Annotated in this window: 18 protein-coding genes; 9 read left to right on the top strand and 9 right to left on the bottom strand. The window is 50.5% G+C overall.

The features are described from left to right. Positions 1 to 14: 14 nt before the first annotated feature. The 6 genes from J7E85_RS22160 to fni all read right to left on the bottom strand — a co-directional run bounded on the left by J7E85_RS22160 (position 15) and on the right by fni (position 7,490). On the bottom strand, positions 15 to 1,193 hold the full coding sequence (locus J7E85_RS22160; RefSeq protein WP_215161563.1) for an FtsW/RodA/SpoVE family cell cycle protein: 1,179 nt from the start codon (positions 1,191 to 1,193) through the stop codon (positions 15 to 17). A 318-nt stretch (positions 1,194 to 1,511) separates the two neighbouring features. Then, positions 1,512 to 2,699: an FtsW/RodA/SpoVE family cell cycle protein gene (locus J7E85_RS22155; RefSeq protein WP_215161561.1), complete on the bottom strand. Its 1,188-nt coding sequence runs from the start codon at positions 2,697 to 2,699 to the stop codon at positions 1,512 to 1,514. A gap of 133 nt (positions 2,700 to 2,832) precedes the next feature. Next, entirely contained in the window at positions 2,833 to 3,723 is an 891-nt protein-coding gene (gene prmC, locus J7E85_RS22150) for a peptide chain release factor N(5)-glutamine methyltransferase (RefSeq protein ID WP_215161559.1), read from the bottom strand. Between the two features lie 4 nt (positions 3,724 to 3,727). Continuing rightward, the gene (gene prfA / locus J7E85_RS22145) at positions 3,728 to 4,795 is read right to left on the bottom strand and encodes a peptide chain release factor 1 (RefSeq protein WP_076323964.1); all 1,068 of its coding nucleotides are present in this window, start codon (positions 4,793 to 4,795) and stop codon (positions 3,728 to 3,730) included. Positions 4,796 to 5,090: 295 nt separating this feature from the next. After that, a complete protein-coding gene (gene ychF, locus J7E85_RS22140) occupies positions 5,091 to 6,191 on the bottom strand; it encodes a redox-regulated ATPase YchF (RefSeq protein ID WP_076323963.1) in 1,101 nt (366 codons plus the stop codon). 183 nt (positions 6,192 to 6,374) lie between these two features. After that, a complete protein-coding gene (gene fni / locus J7E85_RS22135) occupies positions 6,375 to 7,490 on the bottom strand; it encodes a type 2 isopentenyl-diphosphate Delta-isomerase (protein WP_215161557.1) in 1,116 nt (371 codons plus the stop codon). A gap of 301 nt (positions 7,491 to 7,791) precedes the next feature. On the opposite strand from fni, the gene J7E85_RS34190 reads away from it, so the two are divergent. Both J7E85_RS34190 and J7E85_RS34185 read left to right on the top strand, forming a co-directional pair. After that, complete coding sequence (locus J7E85_RS34190) at positions 7,792 to 8,742, top strand: phospholipase D-like domain-containing protein (protein WP_251035931.1); 951 nt, start codon at positions 7,792 to 7,794, stop codon at positions 8,740 to 8,742. Continuing rightward, a complete protein-coding gene (locus J7E85_RS34185) occupies positions 8,697 to 9,317 on the top strand; it encodes a phospholipase D-like domain-containing protein (protein WP_353049546.1) in 621 nt (206 codons plus the stop codon). Before J7E85_RS34190 ends, J7E85_RS34185 begins: the two co-directional genes overlap by 46 nt. Positions 9,318 to 9,396: 79 nt before the next feature. Here the strand turns inward: J7E85_RS34185 and cls are convergent, their stop codons facing one another. Next, positions 9,397 to 10,899 carry a cardiolipin synthase gene (gene cls, locus J7E85_RS22125; protein ID WP_215161555.1) on the bottom strand — a complete coding sequence of 501 codons (1,503 nt, stop codon included), beginning with the start codon at positions 10,897 to 10,899 and terminating at the stop codon, positions 9,397 to 9,399. A 201-nt stretch (positions 10,900 to 11,100) separates the two neighbouring features. Here cls and J7E85_RS22120 point away from each other — a divergent pair, with 201 nt between their 5' ends. The 5 genes from J7E85_RS22120 (at position 11,101) to J7E85_RS22100 (ending at position 16,801) form a co-directional block, all read left to right on the top strand. After that, positions 11,101 to 11,697, top strand: a complete 597-nt coding sequence (locus J7E85_RS22120) for a TetR/AcrR family transcriptional regulator (protein ID WP_215161553.1) — start codon at positions 11,101 to 11,103, stop codon at positions 11,695 to 11,697. 96 nt (positions 11,698 to 11,793) lie between these two features. Next, positions 11,794 to 12,135, top strand: coding sequence for a DMT family transporter (locus J7E85_RS22115; protein WP_215161551.1), 342 nt, complete (start codon positions 11,794 to 11,796; stop codon positions 12,133 to 12,135). Next, positions 12,135 to 12,449, top strand: a complete 315-nt coding sequence (locus J7E85_RS22110) for a DMT family transporter (protein ID WP_076323958.1) — start codon at positions 12,135 to 12,137, stop codon at positions 12,447 to 12,449. Before J7E85_RS22115 ends, J7E85_RS22110 begins: the two co-directional genes overlap by 1 nt. A gap of 151 nt (positions 12,450 to 12,600) precedes the next feature. Continuing rightward, on the top strand, positions 12,601 to 13,539 hold the full coding sequence (locus tag J7E85_RS22105; protein ID WP_215161549.1) for a TetR/AcrR family transcriptional regulator: 939 nt from the start codon (positions 12,601 to 12,603) through the stop codon (positions 13,537 to 13,539). Between the two features lie 46 nt (positions 13,540 to 13,585). Further along, the gene (locus tag J7E85_RS22100) at positions 13,586 to 16,801 is read left to right on the top strand and encodes an efflux RND transporter permease subunit (RefSeq protein WP_215161547.1); all 3,216 of its coding nucleotides are present in this window, start codon (positions 13,586 to 13,588) and stop codon (positions 16,799 to 16,801) included. A 92-nt stretch (positions 16,802 to 16,893) separates the two neighbouring features. On the opposite strand, the gene J7E85_RS22095 is transcribed toward J7E85_RS22100, so the two are convergent. After that, entirely contained in the window at positions 16,894 to 17,571 is a 678-nt protein-coding gene (locus J7E85_RS22095) for a TorD/DmsD family molecular chaperone (protein ID WP_215161545.1), read from the bottom strand. A 342-nt stretch (positions 17,572 to 17,913) separates the two neighbouring features. Between J7E85_RS22095 and moaA the strand changes: the two genes are divergently transcribed. Continuing rightward, on the top strand, positions 17,914 to 18,918 hold the full coding sequence (moaA, locus tag J7E85_RS22090) for a GTP 3',8-cyclase MoaA (protein ID WP_215161543.1): 1,005 nt from the start codon (positions 17,914 to 17,916) through the stop codon (positions 18,916 to 18,918). 161 nt (positions 18,919 to 19,079) lie between these two features. On the opposite strand, the gene mobA is transcribed toward moaA, so the two are convergent. Continuing rightward, entirely contained in the window at positions 19,080 to 19,736 is a 657-nt protein-coding gene (gene mobA / locus J7E85_RS22085; protein WP_215161541.1) for a molybdenum cofactor guanylyltransferase, read from the bottom strand. Between the two features lie 189 nt (positions 19,737 to 19,925). Between mobA and J7E85_RS22080 the strand changes: the two genes are divergently transcribed. Further along, positions 19,926 to 21,161 (top strand): MFS transporter, encoded by a 1,236-nt coding sequence (locus J7E85_RS22080; RefSeq protein WP_483311336.1) that lies wholly within the window; start codon positions 19,926 to 19,928, stop codon positions 21,159 to 21,161. Positions 21,162 to 21,274: the final 113 nt, after the last annotated feature.

The following is a 21,274-nucleotide window of genomic DNA, read 5'->3' as shown; positions in this document are numbered from 1 at the left end:
CCGCAAGGAAAAGGTTAGGCCTGCTTAGAAGCGGCCGGGCGATAGGCATGCGGATCCGGCATATCTTCCTCCACTTCCTGTCCATGCAGCTTCACGCTCATGGCGACCCCCAGACTGGCCATACTGATCACAAGGGAAGTTCCCCCGTAACTGATGAAGGGCAGCGTAATCCCGGTCAACGGCATTAAGCCGATAAACATGCCGATGTTCTCGAAGATCTGATATAAGAACATGGCCACGACCCCTATAATAAGAAACGGCCCCGCACGCTCTCGGGATTCCAGGGAGATCAGGATCAGCCGATGGATCAGGATAAAATATAACAGAAGCAGGACGGAAGATCCGATAAAACCGAATTCCTCGGCAATCTGCACAAATATGGAATCGGAGTACGCATAAGGCACCCTGCCCGACTGGATCGACGATCCCTGCATGTAACCCTCGCCACTCATGCCGCCCGAGGCGATGGCAAGCTTCGCATTCGTCGTATGGTAGCTTGCCTTGGCAGTTGCCTTCTCCGGATAGAGCCACGGATCAATCCGTTCCACCCAGTGCGGCTTCAAAATTTTCGATTCCAACATTTCATCATGATAATGAATATAGGCCTGAGCCCCACCGAAGGCTAGGCCTGCCACAAGCGCAAGCCCAATGAGCGCATGGGAGAACTTAACGTTCCCGATCCAGAGCAGCCCCAGCAAAATCACGACATAACTGAGCGCGTTACCCAAATCATTCTGGGCCATGACGAGCACAAAAGGCACAAATGCCAAAAGTCCAATCGGAACAACGTCCTTCCAGAAGGACAGCAGCGGTTTGTTTTTGCGCACCAATACAAAAGAAAGGAAAATAATCAGGATCAGCTTGAACAATTCGGCAGGCTGTATACTTAAACTGCCAATGTAAATCCAGCCTTGGGCGCCGTTGATATCCTTACCGATAAACATAACGAGGACCAACACGGCCAATCCGCCCAAGTAAATATATTTAGCATATTTAATCAACAACCGGTAATCCAGCAGGCTTATTCCAAAAAAAGCAATGAAGCCGACAATGTAAAAAGCAATCATGCGGAGATGAGAGCCCTCAAATTTGGTGTCAACGGTTGTGCTGTATATCGACGTAATGCTGATGCCCATCATCAAAACCAGTACAAAAACAATAACGTAATCCATCTTCTTAAATTTCTGAAGCATTCTTTACGGTCCCCCTGTGCCCGGAGCTGTTAACCCCAATCCCCGGTTTGCCAATACAGGCATATAACGATTATTCGAAAAGAAAGTTTAACGCTGCTTATCGTTGATCCAGATGATATCCGTTAAAAAAAGTCTAAGGGCGACATTACAATGGAGCGTTTCAAGGAGCAGGCTGTGCTTAGCCCCTAATGAAATATTCTAAAAGATTTCCTCCACTAATACAATTCACGGGCCCTTCTGTGGATACCCAACAAAAAATACAAAAGAGATGCTGCTTTCGATAGCATCTCTTTTGATTCTAAATCCGATAAACGTAAATCAAGCCTGTTTGGGTGGTGCGGAACGGTACGTTTGAGGATTGGGCATATCCTCCTCCACTTCCTGTCCATGCAGCTTCACACTCATGACAACCCCGAGACATGCCATGTTAATGATGAGTGATGTTCCACCATAACTGATGAAGGGCAGCGTAATCCCTGTCAAAGGCATCAACCCAATAAACATGCCGATATTCTCAAAGATTTGATACAGCAGCATGGCAACAATACCGATGATTAGAAATGGACCCGCTTTGTCCCGGCTTTCCAATGAAATCAAAATCATCCTGTGAATGAGTATAAAATATAACAACAACAGAACGGAAGAACCGATGAAGCCGTATTCCTCTGCAATTTGCACAAAAATCGAATCCGAATACGTGTAAGGTACACGCGAGGATTGTACGGAGCTTCCTTGTAAATACCCTTCTCCGCTCATACCGCCTGAAGCAATGGCCAGCTTCGCATTGTTTGTATGATAACTCGCTTTCGGCGTTGCTTTTTCCGGTATCAGCCATGGGTCAATCCGTTCCATCCAGTGGCCGCGGCTCTCCATGATTTTCGATTCTTTGATTTCATCATGATAGTGGATATAGGCCTGTGCTCCACCGAATGCGATGCCTGCTACCAGCAGCAGCCCGATGAGAGCGTGCGAAAACTTCACATTCCCGATCCATAACAACCCAAGCAAGATGACAATATAGCTCAGTCCATTACCCAAGTCATTCTGAACCATGACAACGGCAAACGGGATAAACGTCAAGAGCCCAATCGGTACAATGTCCCGCCAAAAGGACAACTTCGCTTTATTCTTACGGATAAGAACATAGGTGATAAATATGATCAGCACCAGCTTAAACAATTCCGCAGGTTGAAAATCCACGATACCGAGATTAATCCAACCTGTGGCATTATTTTTGGTCTGGCCGATGAAGGAAGGCAGCAGAAGGGTTAATAACCCGCCGATGTATATATGCAGTGCGTATTTATTCCATAACCGATAATCAATCAAACTGAGCCCAAAAAAGGCTGCAAATCCGAGGATATAAAATATCCCCATCTTGATATGGTGTCTTTCGAATCCGGTGTTGTCGAGCGTGGCACTATATATCGATGTAATACTGACAACCATCAGCATCAACAGTACAAAAACGATAACAAAATCAATTTTCTTGAATTTCTGAAGCATGCTTTGGTCCCCCTGTGCCCGGAGCTGTACACACTGATTTGCCAATTGAGGTAAGGTAACGATCTGAACGAGAACAAACATTTAATCGGCTCAGCCCATCATCTATTTTAAAAGAAATCTACCCAGAACACAATTAACGGGAAATTCCCAAAACATGCCTGTCAATCCCCGCCAAATCCGGCACCGTGACGATTTCCTTCCAGTGCCCTGCACTCCGCAGAAGCTCTGCCACATCCCCGGCTTGGCCCATACCCAGCTCAAAGGCGATCAGCCGCGGCGGCGCTGACAGCAAGGGTAGCTGCGCCATCATGATCCGGTACGGATTCAATCCGTCCGGCCCGCCATCCAGTGCCGTTCGCGGCTCATAATCGCGGACTTCAGGCTGAAGTCCCTCAATATCCTCCGCCGGAATGTACGGCGGGTTGGAGACAAGGATGTCCGGGGTCATACCGGCGAATGGCTCCAGCAGATTCCCCTGCCGAAACTCGACACTGGCGTTCAGCTGCTTCGCATTATGAGCAGCTACCTCCAGCGCATCCGGCGAAATATCGCTCGCCAGCAAATCCCATGCCGGCTCCTGCAATGCCAACGTAATGGCGATGGCCCCACTACCCGTGCCGATGTCAATGGCCTGTAGCCTTTCGTTCGATCGCGTAGTGAGCTCCCGTCCATATGTCAGCACCGCTTCCACGAGCAGCTCCGTTTCCGGACGCGGAATGAGAACCGCCGGCGTAACTTCAAACGGCCGGCCGTAAAATTCCTGTTCGCCGATAATATACTGCGCAGGAACGCCTTGGGCTTTGCGATTGATCGCTTCTTCCAGGGCGTGGCGGCGGTCCGCCGGAAACGGCTCCGCAAGTGCCATATAATATGAGGTTCCCGACAATCCCAGCACATGCTCCAGCAGCAGTTGCGCATTCCGCTGCGGTTCCACTACCCGCAAGCCGTCTAAAAAAGAAGAAGCCTCCACAAAGGCTTCTCTTATGCTGCGCTGCGGCGTCAATTCAAATATCGTCCGCTTCAAAGCGTTATACTCCTTTTTCCATCAGTTCAGCCTGCTCCGCAAGGGTCAGTGCCGAAACGATCTCTTCAATCTCTCCGTTCATCACTTGATCCAGCTTGTGAACGGTAAGTCCGATCCGGTGATCGGTTACACGGCTTTGCGGGAAGTTGTACGTACGGATCCGCTCACTGCGGTCACCTGTACCTACTTTGCTCTTCCGCTCACCGGCATACTTCGCTTCTTCCTCTTGGCGCATCATATCAAAGATACGGGCACGAAGCACCTGCAGTGCCTTATCCTTATTGGAGTTCTGCGATTTGCCGTCTTGGCACGTAGCCACAATCCCCGTCGGGATATGCGTTACGCGTACCGCCGACTTGGTGGTGTTAACGGACTGACCGCCTGCACCACTGGAGCAGAAGGTATCCACGCGGATATCCTTGTCATGGATTTCGATATCCACTTCTTCCGCCTCTGGCATGACCGCCACCGTAGAGGTGGAGGTATGGATACGACCTCCGGATTCCGTAGCCGGAATACGCTGCACACGGTGCGCGCCGCTCTCAAATTTCATTTTGCTGTAAGCGCCGCGACCATTAATCATGAAGATGACTTCCTTGAAGCCACCCAGATCGTTCGTGTTGACGTCCATCAGTTCAACCTTCCAGCCCTGGGTATCCGCATAACGGGTATACATCCGGTACAGGTCGGAAGCAAACAGCGCCGCCTCGTCGCCGCCGGCTGCGCCACGAATCTCGATGATGACGTTCTTATCATCATTCGGGTCCTTCGGCAGCAGCAAAATCCGAATCTTCTCCGCCAGCTCGCGCTCACGCTGGGTAAGCTCTTCGATCTCCATTTTCACCATTTCGCGCATGTCGTCATCCAACTTTTCGCCCTGCATGGTTTTGGCAGCTTCGAGCTCTTCAATTACATTTTTATATTCAACATAAGCCTCATAAGCAGGCTGTAAATCGGATTGTTCTTTGGAATAATCCCTGAGCTTCTTGGAGTCATTAGCGACATCGGGGTCGCACAACAGCTCACTTAACTTCTCGTAACGGTCCGCAAGGGATTGTAATCGGTCCAACAAAGGAATTCACCTCTCTAAGATATATTCCTGAAGATATGCCCTTTTGCACTCCATTTCGCATCAACAATGAAGTGTAAACGACTTTTTATTTTACCATGAAACGACGTATTTGACTAGCAGGCAGTTGACCGGACTGAAAGGATCTCTCCCTTCAAGTTTGGCTCCCATTCAGAGGGTGATCCACCTGTGCAGGGAGGGTCCAGCACTCCTCAGCTCATCACTATGATATCTTCAAAAAAACCACGGTCCCATGCACAAAGTGACATGGAGCCATGGCCTTTGAATACTTCAATTCCTACACATTGAAACGGAAGTGCATAACATCGCCGTCATTCACAACGTACTCTTTGCCTTCCAGGCGAAGCTGTCCGCGTTCCTTCGCGCCGTTCATCGATCCGGCCGCAACCAGATCATCGTAAGCTACGACCTCAGCACGGATAAAGCCGCGTTCGAAGTCGGTATGGATCACGCCTGCCGCTTGCGGAGCCTTCGTTCCTTTGCGGATCGTCCAGGCACGTACTTCCTGCACGCCTGCCGTAAAGTAGGTGTACAACCCCAGAAGACTGTAAGCCGCCTTGATCAGACGGTTCAAACCGGATTCCTCCAGCCCCAGCTCCTCAAGGAACATCGCTTTGTCCTCACCCTCAAGCTCGGCAATCTCGGCTTCAACCTTCGCGCTGATCGGAACCACCAGTGCGTTCTCCGCAGCCGCGAAATCACGAACCTGCTGTACAAAAGGATTGCTGTCGGCTTCCGTAACGCCGTCTTCGCTCAGGTTAGCCGCGTATAGCACCGGCTTCAATGTCAGCAGGTGCAAATCACGAACAATCAGCTTCTCATCGTCGCTCAGTTCCACGCTGCGTGCCGGTTGATCGTTGTAAAGGGCTTCCTTCAGGCGCTCCAGCAGTTCTACTTCCTGAGCATACTGCTTATTGCCGCCCTTCATGTTCTTCTTCGCGCGATCGATCCGCTTCTCCACGCTGTCGAGATCCGCAAGAATCAGCTCCAGATTAATCGTCTGGATATCGCTGACCGGGTTCACTTTACCGTCAACGTGGGTAATGTTCTCGTCCTCAAAGCAGCGAACAACATGAACGATGGCATCCACTTCGCGAATATGGGCAAGAAACTTGTTCCCAAGGCCTTCCCCTTTGCTCGCCCCGCGAACCAAGCCCGCGATGTCCACGAATTCAAAAGCGGTCGGTACCGTTTTGTTCGGCTGAACCAGTTCGGTCAGTTTGTTAAGGCGCTCATCCGGCACTTCCACAACACCGACGTTAGGATCAATCGTACAGAACGGATAGTTGGCCGATTCGGCGCCCGCTTGCGTGATCGCATTAAACAATGTTGATTTGCCGACGTTTGGCAAACCGACGATTCCTGCTTTTAAAGCCATTTATGTGACAACTCCTTATTAGGTTTACTTCTTTATTTATAAGTATTACACAGCTTTGGTTCTTATCGCCAAGCTACGAATCGCCAGCTAAACAATCTTATTAATTATAGCAGATACCCGATAGACTTCAACACGAATATGTTGCCATCGTTGAATGTGATCCGGGCCCATCACTCCGGCCATTTATACACGAATCAGCCGTTTGGTAGACTTCAGCGCATCGATATTCCCTGCGCCGATTCCGAACATCGCCGTCCGCAGCTCCAACTCCACCTGGGCAAGCCGCTGATCCAGCGCTTCGACCGATTCGACCGCCGAGCCCAGGAGTCCACGCCCGAAGCCTGCCAGATCGGCGCCAAGCGAGAGCGCTTTAGCCGCATCGACGCCGCTCTGAAGCCCGCCGCTGCCAATAAGCGCACAGGTTGGCGCAGCTTCGCGCACCTCCACGATACATTCCGTGGTAGGATTGCCCCAACCGGCGAAAGCTTCAGCCGCAGCGCGGCGAACCGGATCCGGGCTGCGGAATTTTTCAACCTGGCTCCATGAAGTACCGCCCGCACCTGCCACGTCGATGAAGGCCGCCCCGATATTCAGCAGGCTCCGCGCCGTTTCACCATCAATTCCCCAGCCGACTTCTTTAATGCCAACCGGTACCGAAAGTGTACGGCACAGATCCTCAATTCGACCAAGCAGACGGCCAAACCGGGTATTCCCTTCCGGCTGAAACACCTCTTGAAGTCCGTTTAAATGAAGAACCAGCATGTCCGCACCCGCGATATCCACCGCCCGCTGACAATCGTTAAGGCCAAAGCCATAGTTCAGCTGCACCGCTCCAAGGTTAGCGATAACCGGCACGCTCGGCGCACGCTCCCGGACACGGAAAGTAGAAGCAAGCTCTTCCTTCTCCACCGCGGCCCGAACGGAGCCTACCCCAAGTGCCCAGCCGCGCCGCTGCGCGGCTTCAGCCAGACGTCTATTGATCTCTCCGGTGGCCTTGCTTCCGCCAGTCATAGAGCTGATTAGAAATGGTGTGCGTACGGAAAAATCAAGAAATGTAGTGTCCAGCTTAATATCGTCAAAGTCGATTTCCGGCAGTGCAGAGTGACGGAAGCGGTAACGTTCAAAACCGGTGGTCATTCCCACAGAGCCTACTTCCTCATTCAAGCATAAGCGTACATGCTCTATTTTCCGCTCGCCCGTGGGCACTTCCGGCATCAGCCTGCCCTCAGGTCTTTCCGATCCTCTGCCTGAAATGGTTTCAGCAGGTTTACCCGCAGTTTCTTTATGTTCTGAATTCATCCCGTGCCTCCTTATCCACTTCACTCATCCTTTAAATAACTATATATAAGCATATCATTGGCACCACAGATTGTCCCAGCTGCATGATATGTACCTCCACAAGCTAAAATATAAACTCGGTGTTCACCCATTCTTACGCATGTATTGCACTAACAAACCTCTCAGCTATCATTCTACCCTGGGATCTTAGGAACAACCCAAAATCGAATACGATCCGAACTGCAGAAAATGGAGTGCGTCAGGACAGGTCATTCATGTTAATTAACGTTATACAACAGTAGCGATAGGAGGATGGGCTATCTTGGGTTTCCGCCAATTATTTCATACGCGCACTTCAGAAAATCAAAATACACCTGGTGAAGGTACAAAGCTTGTACCAGGGAAACCGCCTTCCAAAGGCTTCCGCATACGAAACACGATTTTGATCGGCTTGGCCCTTCTCATTCTATGGCTTATCGGCGTGATGATTTATCAGACTCATAAGCCGCTACCGAAGGGGATCTCCTATGAAAGCCTGCTCTACCAGAGCGACGTTAAAATGTGGATCGACCTGACCTATCCCGGACAGGACGGTCAACCGATACATGATCGCGAAATCGGACCACGCATCGGTCAAATTATCGATGAATCCCGGAAGTTCCTGGTGATCGATATGTTTCTGTTCAATGGCTACACCCATAAAGGTCAGATATTCCCTGAAGTCAGCGAAGAACTCACTCATCTACTAGTTGCCCATAAGAAGAAATATCCCGACATGGATATCTTCTTTATTTCCGATGAAGTCAATACCGGATATGGCTCCTATTCGCTGCCGGAATTCGAGGCCATGAAAGCAGCCGGGATTCATGTAATTATAACCGATGTCAACCGACTTCGAGATTCCACGCCCATCTATTCCGCTGTTTGGCGAACGTTCTTCCAGTGGTTTGGCCAGTCGGGTAGAGGGACACTCCCCAATCTGATGGCAAGCAAAGCACCCGATATTACGGTCCGCTCCTATCTGAAGCTGCTGAATGTGAAGGCCAATCACCGTAAAATCGTCATTAGCGAGAACACTGCGCTGGTCACTTCGGCCAACATCCATGACGCCAGCGCGTTCCATTCGAACATTGCCTTCGAAACGAGTGGGGACATCATCGGGGATATGCTTGCAGCCGAACAAGCCGAATCAAACTGCCGGAATATGAGCCAGACTCCAAGCCACACGTGCAACCTTCTGGTCAAGCAAACGATGTCGATGTTCGTTATTTGACGGAAGGGAAAATTTATAAATATGTTCTGAAGGACATTGAGCAATCACAGCCCGGGGACACGCTCTGGATGGGGATGTTCTATCTGGCCGACAGCAAAGTCATGGATCAGCTTCTTAAGGCCTCGGACCGCGGCGTTGATATCCGCCTCATCCTGGATCCGAACCAGAATGCCTTCGGCCGGGACAAGATCGGCATCCCTAACCGTCCGGCTGCCGCTGAGCTCATCCAAAAATCCAAGGGCAACATCTCTGTTCGCTGGTACAACACCGGTACAGAGCAGTATCATACCAAGCTCATGTACATTGCCAAACCGACAGGCAAGTCTGTGATTACCGGTGGGTCAACCAACTTCACCCAGCGGAATCTGGCGGATCTCAATTTGGAAAACAACTTGTGGATAGCCGCACCTAAGGATCATCCGCTTACCCGGGATCTGGACCGTTACTTTCATCGAATATGGCTCAACGAAGGCGCAGCCTTTAGTCTCGAAGCCGAGGCTTACCAAGGAAAAACGACTTGGATGAAGGACATCCTGTTAAAACTACAAAAATGGCTCGGTTTCACTACCTTTTAAAATTCTTTTCAATATGAAACATGATGTATGTACGCACATGAAGTGCCGGTATGTACCGCGAGTTCCCACCACCACCGCATTACAGCAGAGGTGACATTAGCCGGGCAGCCGACTCCAGCAGCCGGGTCATGATTCTCTTTTTACGGGTATGATTGCGGTCGTACAGGATAGCGGATTCCTGGTCCTGCTCGAAGTCGGATACCAGCCTGCGTACGCTTTCCGTATGAACGAGTAAAGCATTAACCTCAAAATTAAGGTGGAAGCTCCGCATGTCCATGTTAGCCGTGCCAATGGTTGCGACCTCGCCGTCAACGATCAGCAGCTTCGAGTGCATAAACCCTTTTTCATATTCATACACCCTTACCCCGGCATCCAGCAGAGCCGGAAAATAGGAATGGGAAGCCAGGAAGGGCAGCCATTTGTCCGGTTTCGACGGAAACAGAATCCGTACATCAAGACCGGACAAGGCAGCAACCCTGAGCGCGGTGAATATGTCTTCATCCGGTATAAAATAAGGCGTAGCCAGCCATACCGACTTACGAGCCGACACAATCATGGAGAAGAAGATGTTCTTCAGGGCTCTTAGCTCATTGTCCGGTCCGCTTGCAATAATCTGGACGGCACCGGCACGGTTCTCCAGCAAATCCGGTGAATAATAGATGGGTTCACTTGGCTGCTCACCCGTCATGTACTGCCAATCCTGCAAAAAGATAACTTGCAGCGTTCTGACAGCCTCTCCGCGAACAAGCATGTGGGTATCGCGCCAGAAACCGAATGCCTTGCTACGGCTTAAATACTCATCCCCTACATTCAATCCGCCAACGAATCCGACACTCCCGTCAATAACAACGATTTTGCGATGATTGCGGTAATTCACGCGGCTCGTGAAAAATATCGTTTTGGGACTGCCGAATACGGCGACCTGTACACCCGCATCCCGCATCTCCTGCAAAAAGGAAGGCGGCAGCTGCAAGCTGCCAACGGCGTCCACCATAAACCGAACGGCTACCCCCTCTTTCGCCTTCCGTATCAAAATTTCCTGGATCTGCTTTCCGATCGCATCCGGACGGTAAATGTAATATTCCATATGAATGTGATGCGCCGCTTGTTCCAGCTCCGCAATCAAGGCCGCAAAAGTCTCTTCCCCGTCGGTCAGCACCTTGGTATCGCTCGAGAAGGATATCGGCGTGCGTGCAAGGCGGGTAGACAGCTGAAGGAGCTGCTGCACTTCAGGCTTAAAGCAGGAGATGTCTGGGGTGTTCTTCCGGAGCACTTCGCTGGTATATACCAGAACGTCCTTCCGCGCCTTTTTATCGTATTTTCTCCGCTTGAAATAGTTCTGTCCGAACAAAAAATAAAAAACAAGCCCTACGATAGGGACAAGCGCCAAGAGCAGAATCCAGGCCAACGTGCTGGTGGGATGACGATTCTCCATAAAAATCATGAATCCGATGGATACTACGGTTAGCGTAGAGAATATCCCGATAATGGTCCCGGTCGTCTTCCCGAAATAATCCATGCCAAAATAATAAAACGCGAACAAAAGCGCGGTAATCAGTACAGCCTCTATTCCCTTTCTCATATCGTTTACCCCTTGTTCTTCATCGTTTCTGTCTCTATGTGTGTACGATGCTGGTCACACCATATTCTACATGATCTCCCCCAGGAACTAAAGACTGTTCTCCTTTAGCCGACAAGGCCTGATGCCCAAAAATAAAATATTGACAATGCGAACCCCATTTGTTAAAAATATAACTAACGATCGTTAGTTAGGAGGAATCTAATGAGTGCCGCCGACATTAAACAATCCGCCCTTGCCCACTTTGCCAAAAACGGTTACGAAGGGGCATCGTTAAAACATATCGCTGACGACTGCGGAATCAAAAAACCGTCGATTTATGCCCATTTTTCCAGCAAAAAAGATTTGTTTCTGCAGGTGCTTCAGGACGTATTCCAGCGCCAAGAGGACTTAATGGTAGGCTATTTTCTCGACCATGTGGATCGGCCGCTGGAGCAGCAGCTGCACGGATTTCTTGAAAGCCGTCTCCAAGCTTATCGTATGGATGATGAAGTCCGGTTCTTCTTGCGGATGGCCTTCTTCCCGCCAAGCACGCTGTATGACGAAGTGATGGGGATGGTATATCCATTGCTGGACCAGCAGGAGGAGAACCTGTCCAAACTGCTTGCCGCAGGCTGCCCGGTTCACGGACGCATTATTCGTTATCCGCGTAATGCCGCGATTGCCTACATGACCTTGCTGGACGGAATTCATCTGGAAACCGTGTTCGGCGGAGAAGAACGGGCCCTAAGACGGCTTGTGGCCGCTTGGCCCGTGTTTTGGTTAGGGGTAACGAAACAGGGATATAACCACGAGAGTTAATGCCCCCTATTCTACGCATGATAAAAGGGCCTAAGGAGAATAGGAATCGGTAAGTGAGGGGTTACTGTTATTTTCATAAAAGGAGTGACAATCATAATGAATCGCAACTGGCTTTATGTGCTGCTTGGTGGATTGGTTGAAATCATATGGGTGATGGGTTTGAAGCATTCCTCTAACACATGGGAATGGCTTGGAACCGTGGCCGCCATTACAGCGAGCTTTTATCTTATTATCGAGGCGGCCAAACGGCTGCCGGTCGGAACGGTGTATGCCGTCTTCACGGGAATTGGCACAGCCGGAACCGTGGCTTCTGAAATGCTGTTCTTCGGAGAACCGTTTAAAGTACTCAAGGTGTTACTGATCTGTGTGCTGCTGGCAGGTGTGGTCGGACTCAAACTAATTACCAGCGATCATGCAGAACCGGAGGTAAGCAAGTAATGGCCTGGGTTGCTCTTGTATTTGCCGGATTATTTGAAATCGGCGGCGTTATCGGTATCAAAGGCGTGTCGGAACGTAAGGGATGGCGCTATGTACTGATTTTGGCCTTATCTTTTGCCGCCAGCTTCTCCCTTCTTTCTTATGCCATGACCGTACTGCCTATGGGTACCGCTTATGCCATCTGGACGGGAATCGGAACGGCGGGCGGCGCGATCACCGGGATGTTCCTGTTCGGGGAACCCAAGGAGTGGCGGCGGGTGCTGTTTATTGCCATGATTCTGTGCTCGGCTGTCGGTCTGAAATTGATCAGTTAAATAATTTCAACAAATTTCATATATTTTCAGAACCCATGAAAAGGGACGACCGTAGTAAAGTTGAAACGGTCGTTCTTTTTCATATATAATAATTCTTGACCTCTTGGTCAATCCAAGAACCGCAAAGTTCTCAAGCGAGGTGAGCTATTGATTGGCTGATAAAACGGCAGAAAAACGACAGCAAATACTCATCACTGCGATGCAGCTGTTTTCCGCGAAGGGCTCTTCGGTTACCTCCATGCAGGAAATCGCCGAAGTATGCGGGATGTCGAAAGGCAGCCTCTATCTTCATTTCAAATCCAAAGAGGAACTGGAAAAGAGCATTTACGAGCTTATCGCAAGCCGGATTAAAGATGAGATTCTCCGGGTCGATCAAGATCCGCTGCTTGCACCTAAGGAGCAGCTGCGCAAGCAGACGGAAGTGCTTCTGGTCCATTTTCTGGAGATCCGGGAATTTCTCCTGAAGCAATTCCATGATCAGATGCCGCCGGGGAAACCGCCTTTTGACAAGGAAAACATGCGGCAGGAAATGCTAGCTACATTGCAGTGGTTTAACAATAAGCTGAAAACCATTTATGGACCGGACGTAGAGCCGTATACGATGGAGATCGGCATGTTTATGGGCAGTATGCTCGGTTCGTATATCCGTTTCCTGTTCATGCCGGGATTTCATTTGAATGTGGGAATCATCGCTGATCATCAGATCCAGCTGCTCGATGATATTGTAGCCAGCATTCTGCGCAGACGGCCCGAGCCCCTGATCCCGATGGAGGCGGTTGGGCAATTGGGTCAATTATGCCAAACCGACATGCGCACGCAGCGTCACCCTCTCATTGTCATTAAGACGATGAAGAACGAGCTTAAGAAGATCCAGGCGGAACCGGATGTCCGGGAAGATGCGATGGAGTCGCTCAATATTATGGAGAAGGAGCTGCTTGCCCTTCAGCCCAGCCGGGCCGTTCTGAAAGGAATGCTTGCCAACTTGGAGGGGATCGAGGACCTTGAAGCATTGTTTACGGAGCTCAAGGGCACCATTGTGACTGTACTCGAAAGCTATCTTACACCCGGTGGAATGATGAAGGGGAATTAGTCCAAGTTAGAGACATAGAGTTTTGGAGAGGAGAGAGAATCGCCTAATGAAAGGAATTATCAATTTCTCGCTGCGCAACAAGTTTGCGATCTGGCTGCTGACCATCATCGTCAGCTTCGGAGGGTTATACAGCGGACTGACGATGAAGCAAGAAACCATTCCGGATATTAACGTCCCGTTCTTAAGTGTCACCGCGATCTATCCGGGTGCAGCCCCTGAAGGTGTTGTGGAGGATGTTACCAAACCGCTCGAGACGAGACTCCGCAATATTGACGGCGTCAAAACCGTAACCTCCACTTCCATGGAGAATGCAGCCAATGTCATGGTTGAGTTTGATTATGGTAGTGATCTGGACAACGCTACGGCGGCTGTTCGTGAAGCCATTAACGAGGTAAAGCTGCCTGATGACGCTCAGAAACCTACCATATCCAAATTCAGCATGAGTTCCATGCCGGTTGTCTCCCTAAGTATTGCGAACAAAGACAATATGGCATTGGATGAATTGACACGCCTCACAGAGAATGACATCGTTCCGGAGCTGGAGGATTTGGACGGAGTTGCTTCCATCCAGGTAGCCGGACAATTCGTGAACGAAGTACAGCTTAAGTTTAATCAGGACAAACTGAACGAGCTTGGCCTGACGGAGGATACCGTCAGAGGTATCGTGCAGGGTTCCGCGCTGTACGTTCCGCTCGGCATGTTCGAAATGGAAAAATCCCAGAAGGCCGTTGCTATTGATGGCGGCATCATCGGCATTGACGATCTGAAGAATATCGCTATTCCGGTTATTCCGGGTGGCGGCGGTGCAGACGCATCTGCCGGAGCTGGTGCTCCGAATGCCGGGACAGGTCAACAACCATCGCAGCAGCCTTCCGGTAACGCAGCTGGGGCAGGCCAACAAGGCGCTCCTGGAGCCGGTGCGGCTGCTGGCGGACCAAGCGGTGCTCCTGCCATTCCGACCGGCATTCCAACTGTGAAACTCAGCGAGATTGCCAAGATTGAAGTTATCGGAACCTCGGAATCCATCTCCCGCACCAACGGGAAGGAATCGATCGGTATCCAAATCGTGAAAGCCAACGACGCCAATACGGTTGACGTTGTCAATCAGGTGAAAGACAAGGCCGAAGAATTGAGAGGCCTCTATCCTGGCATGGATCTGACAATCATGCTGGACCAAGGCAAGCCGATTGAAGACTCTGTTCATACGATGCTCTCCAAGGCATTATTCGGCGCACTGTTCGCCGTTCTGATCATTATGATCTTCCTGCGCAACATCCGTTCGACGATTATATCGATCATTTCGATCCCATTGTCCTTGCTGATTGCGGTTCTGTGCCTGAGACAAATGGATATCACCCTGAATATGATGTCGCTCGGTGCCATGACCGTTGCTATCGGCCGGGTTGTCGATGATTCGATCGTCGTTATCGAGAATATCTACCGGCGCATGTCCCTCTCGACCGAGAAGTTGACGGGCCGAGAGCTCATTAGCGCTGCTACACGTGAAATGTTTGTACCGATCATGTCCTCCACCATCGTAACCATCGCGGTATTCCTGCCGCTTACCCTGGTCAGCGGTATGGTCGGAGAGCTGTTCATGCCATTTGCATTGACGATGGTCTTTGCACTGCTCGCTTCCCTGGTCGTGGCGGTCACGCTCGTACCCGCTATGGCGCACAGCCTGTTCCGCAAAGGCTTGAAGAACAAACATGATCATGCAGAGAAACCGGGCGCAATGGCCCGCGGGTATCGTTCCATTCTGAAATGGACGCTAAATCACAAAGCCATTACATTCCTGGCAGCCATCGTGTTATTGGCAGGAAGCTTGTTCCTGACGAAGTACCTTGGAGTTAGCTTTATTCCTGAACAGGAAGACAAATATGCCATGGTCACTTATTCTCCTGAACCTGGCGTCATGCTGGAGGATGTAGAGGAACGCGCATTAAAAGCGGAGAAATTGATCCTGGATCAGCCTGGAGTGCAAACGATGCAGTACTCTATCGGCGGAAGCAACCCGCTTGGTATGGGATCAGCCAATTCCGGATTGTTCTATATTATGTATGACCCCGACACGAAAAACTTCGAAGATGTCAAAAAAGGGCTTGTCGAGGATCTTGCCAAGGAAGTACCGGATGGCACTTGGTCCAATATGGACATGGCGGCCGGCGGCTTTGGCGGCAGCCAGTTAACGGTTAACGTCTTTGGCGACTCTCTGGAGCAGATCAAGCCGGTGGCTGATCAAATCGCAGAGCTAGCAAATAAGGATACCGCTACCTTCGACAATGCAAAGACCAGCTTGTCCGAAGCGTTCGAGCAGTATACGCTGGTTGCTGACCAAGAGAAGCTGAGCTCCCTTGGCCTGACAGCCGGACAATTGGCAATGAAGCTGTCTCCGGTACGGGAACGTCCGGTCTTGACCGAAATCAAAATTGAGGACAAGACCTACAATGTTTACATTGAGACGGACAGCAAGACCTATAAGAGTATAAAAGAAATCGAGAACGAAACTGTCACCTCCCCGCTCGGTATCGAAGTACCGATCAAGGATGTGGCCAAGGTGGAAAAAGGAACGACTCCAGACTCCATTATGCGCATCGACGGGAAAATGGTTGTGACCATCACAGCCGACATCCTGTCCAGCGATGTAGGATCGGCCTCCACCAACCTGGAGACTGAAGTAAACAAGCTTGAGCTTCCAGACGGCGTATCTGTCCAGTTCGGAGGCGTCACAGAGCAAATCAACGAAACCTTCGGACAGCTCGGACTCGCCATGCTGGCAGCCATCGCGATTGTATACTTTGTGCTTGTGGTTACATTCGGTGGCGGTCTCGCACCGTTCGCCATCCTGTTCTCGCTGCCGTTCATTGTCATCGGAGCCATTATCGGCTTGCTTATCACAGGCGAGACACTGAACGTGTCTGCACTCATGGGCGTGCTCATGCTGATCGGTATCGTCGTGACCAATGCAATTGTATTGATCGACCGCGTAATCCATATGGAGCGCGAAGGAATGAGCACACGCGAAGCCCTGCTTGAAGCCGGCGCTACCCGTCTTCGTCCAATCCTGATGACGGCACTCGCAACGATCGGCGCTCTTCTGCCTCTCGTATTCGGTTGGGAGAGCAGCGCAGGCATCATCTCGAAAGGTCTCGGCATTACGGTTATCGGCGGTCTGATCAGTTCGACGCTGCTCACGCTCGTGGTGGTACCTATCGTGTACGAGTTCCTGATGAAGTTCAGCAAGAAAAGAATCGAAGATTAAGTAGAACACCAAAGCCCCGGCCCTCCTATAATAGGAGACCGGGGCTTTTTTTGATGACTATGATGTTGACGACTATGATGTTGTCTTGCTCGCTAATGTACCAGCACAGCTTCCCTGGAATGCTTCCACGTCTTCAGCATGTTCAGATCCTGTGCAAGGAACTCCTCCAGCAGACTGAATAACGACTGATAAAGCGGACTTTCCGTGGATCCTTTCAGATCCTTGCAGAGGGATGGCACCCATGACAACAGATGCTCCTCCAGAAACTTCTCTTGAACCTCCATCAATTGCAGCATGCTATGTTCACAATACGTATTGTTCAGCATACGGTCATGAAGCAGTGTCATAAATTCCAGTTCAATGGCTATATGATCGTCCGCTTCCCCGTGCAGTTTATTAAAGGCAATACCGACGGATGCATAACAATCGGCTAAATCCTGAGCGCATCCATCCTTCGTATAATGAGACTCTGCCGCCTGACGCTGTTTGGACTGCTGAAGCAATCGGCGGTATTCCGCCCCTTCATATTCGCAAATCCGAACCAATTCCTCAGGTGAGCGTCCACATAAATATGTCATCAGTTCCGCACCGGCCTTCGAACACTCCGCAGCCTTGCTAATTCCACTTCCGCGGCTCCATTCCGCAATCATAGACAAGCTGGGCCAATTGCCCAAAAAATCAATCAGCAGCTCGTAGACCGTCCCCCGGTTTTCAAGCCATCTGTGACAGACGTCAGGCACCTCCAAAGTTTGAACAGGTGATATCGCCATATCGAACCTCCTATTGGTAACCTTTCTTGTTGGATGTGATATCCTTGACAGTATATCTTAGATGAACACCTAATGAAAGCAGTTAGAAATGATTTCCGAAAATTTCGGAAAAAATCAGGAAACTTTCGGAAATCTAGAATGTCACTACTCGCTTTCAAGGGGAGAAAGCTTTTGTCCACAGCTTCAATATAATGGATCCCGTAAGCGTTTACTGTGATTCTTCTCACAAAAGAATGGCCGTTTTGCCGCTGCTTGTCCTGCCGTCATGACCCAAACGGCGCATTGACTCCCGTTCGGGGAATGGCTACAATGTGACCATGCATGCTATAAAGGGGGATTTCCATGATCGAACCGCTTAAAGATTCTTTCGGTCGGGTCCATGATTATATTCGCATCTCGGTGACGGATCGATGCAATCTTCGTTGTGTCTATTGTATGCCGGAAGAAGGAATGGAATTCCAACCTCACGATCAGATTATGAGCTATGAAGAGATCGCAGCGATCGTGCGCGTCCTTGCCCCTATGGGCGTCTCCAAAGTACGCCTTACCGGCGGGGAACCACTGGTGCGCAAGGATCTGGAATCCTTGGTCCATATGATTGCTTCCATTGAAGGAATTCAAGATATATCACTTACCACCAACGGGATCATGCTCCCATCCAAAGCTCGTCTGCTTAAGGAAGCGGGACTCACCCGTATCAACATCAGCCTGGATTCGCTTCATGAGGAGCGTTACGCGCGCATTACGCGCGGCGGACGGGTGCATAAAGTGCTGGAAGGCATTGAAGCCGCTTATGAAGCCGGCCTGGATCCGATCAAACTGAACATGGTGTTAATGAAGGGCTTCAATGAAGACGAAATTCGCGACTTTATCGCTCTAACGCTCGATCGTCCCCTCCATGTCCGCTTTATTGAATATATGCCGATCGGCCAAGCATCCGATGTCTGGCGAGATTCGTATCTGCCGCTGAGCCGGGTATCCGAAGTGTGCCAGGAGGCGGGTTGGACCATTCAAGAAGAGCAGGGACCATCCGGCAATGGGCCTTCACGCAACATGAAGGTGGTTGGAGCTACAGGAACCTTCGGTCTGATCCATCCGGTCAGCGATCATTTCTGCGATTCCTGCAACCGCCTCAGGCTGACGGCGGACGGCCACATCAAGGCTTGTCTATACTGGTCCGACGAATTTAACGTGCGCCGTGTCGTCGATGATCCTTCCGCGGTGGCGAACCTGTTCCGCAAAGCGCTGGGCGATAAACCGCTGAATCATGAAATGGCGCTCGCGCTCGAGAAAAAGGCACAAAACCATACTCCCACCGTCCGGCGCATGTCGCAGATCGGCGGATAAACCCGTCTGCTGTGCGTATACTGCCGATGGCAGATTTATTATCGCTAGCGCGCAGTAATATATTAAAATTCCCCGCCAAGCATTTAGTTGGCGGGGTTATTTTTTTAGGATGAGTACCGGTTTCATCGGGCTTTGTACCTTGATACTGCTATAAAACTCTACTATCTATCCTCTGACAAGTCGGAACTCATCAGGCCGCCTGCTGCCTCATATTCCTCAGGCGTGTTCATATTAAATAAAATCCTGCGCGGATCAAGGCCCGTCATTGCCTCTAATTGCTCCTCGTGCACAAAGACGGCATTCAGCTCCTGCACCCATTCCACCATGCGCAGTTGTCCCTTAATCAACCTGTGCTCAAGGCCTTCTACGGTTACTTTGCGATATACCGCCAGAAGCGGATGCATCCTGCCTTCTACCACGGGGATTACAGCATCGGCTGCGTATTGCTTGTTCGCCAGATCCAGCAGTCCCCGAAGGAAACGTTCTTGGATATAAGGCATGTCACACGCAGCGACCATATTCCATGTGCTTTGGGATGACTTGAGCGCTGCATGAAGTCCCGCCATCGGGCCTTGCCCGACATAGAGATCGGGAATGCACTCCAATTCAAGAAATTGATAAGCGTCCGGGACATTGGTGGATAGGATTACCCGTCCGCTAACTTTGTCAAGTACCTGGACCGTTCGCTCGATCAAACGCATTCCCTCCATGGGCAACAGCGCCTTGTTTCTCCCCATTCTCCGGGAGGCTCCACCTGCAAGCACGATACCTGTCACCTGATCCGGCGAAAGGCCAACATCTAGGGGATGATCGCTCATATGTTCTACCCGCCTTTCTTACACGTTGTAAAAAAAGTTGATTCAGTTTACAGATTAATAACCAGAATAATGGAAAATCATTTAAAAGATGGTTTGTATCCCTTTTCAATGCATGATACATTGAAAGGAAAGCGGCTTCCTATGTTGCCGCGATTTTGGATTGTATTCGGTTTGAAAGGAATGACCTACTTGCGGAATATGGACAATGCTCAACCTTCGCTGACATCGCTCAAGCTGTTCAACTTCTTCATTTACGGAACCATGGTCATCTTCACCGGTTTCTTCCAGTTATATTTGCAAGACATCGGCATGAGCAAAATCGAAATCGGCAGTCTGATGGCAATCGCGCCATTTGTGTCCATCTTCGCAAATCCGTTCTGGGGATTCTGGGGTGACCGGGCGGCCAACATCAAACGCGTGCTGCTGATCATGATGACCGGTACGCTGCTGCTGGTCCAGCTTGTATTTCAGGCGAATACCTATGCAATGATATACATGACGATGATTTTCTTTTATTTCTTCCAGACTCCGATGTTCTCGCAGACGAATTCGCTGATTCTAACCTATATTGAGGGGACGCAGCAAAAATTCGGCTCGTTCCGGTTATGGGGGTCGCTGGGATGGGCGCTGACTGCAATTGCTGCAGGACCTGTCATCGACCGGCTCGGATCGGGACGCATCTCCATCGTGTTCTCGGTCATGCTGCTGGTGGCGGCGTTGTTCATGTTCACACTGCCCTCCATCCAGAAAACAACGGCGTCGGCATCGGTTAACCTTAAAGGACTCAGCAGGCTGTTCCTGAACCCCTATTTTGTCTGGTTCATTCTGTTAGGCATTATGGTATCCATTCCGAACACAGCCAATAACACCTTTATGTCCCTATACATTCTGGAGCTTGGCGGTACCAAGCAGATGGTGGGCCTTGCCATCTTCTTCTCGTCGATATTTGAAGTGGTGATCTTCATTCTGTTTGACCGCTTCCTGAAACGGAAAATCAATGTCCTGGTCGGCTGCCTGACAATTGTCAGCCTGCTCTTCGCCCTCCGCTGGCTGCTGATGGCGGAAGCCAACAGTGCGCTGGAGGTGGCCTTCATCCAGCTGCTGCACTGCGTAACCTTCGGCGGCTATTTCTATGTCGGCGTTCAGCTGACGATGCTATTTGTTCCGACGCCGTATCGCGCTTCCGGACAAGCGATCTATACCTTGAGCTGGAGCGGCATATCCGGTGTCATCGGCGGTCTCGCCGGCGGCTGGATGTTCCAGAACTTCGGGGCGCAGATCATGTACCGGACCGGTACGATGCTTGCCATTGTGGGTGCCATCGGCTTCGGCTGGATGTGGTACAACCTCCGCAAGCACGGGTACCAGCCGCTGCACCCGGACGATCCCGAAGGAGACGAGATCGAGGAGTACGCTGCTAGTTAGAACGTGGTCCGTACTAAAAGCCATTCAAATGATAGGATGGTATCACCGTAAATATAACAAGACTCGAATGAATCCTGGAACGGAATCTTCGAGTCTTGTTTACGTTATAGGGA

This window comes from Paenibacillus sp. ISL-20, from assembly GCF_018613005.1.
Taxonomy (GTDB): domain Bacteria; phylum Bacillota; class Bacilli; order Paenibacillales; family Paenibacillaceae; genus Paenibacillus_AQ.
Note: the sequence above shows the minus strand (reverse complement) of the source record. Positions and strands in the feature narration are given on the sequence as shown.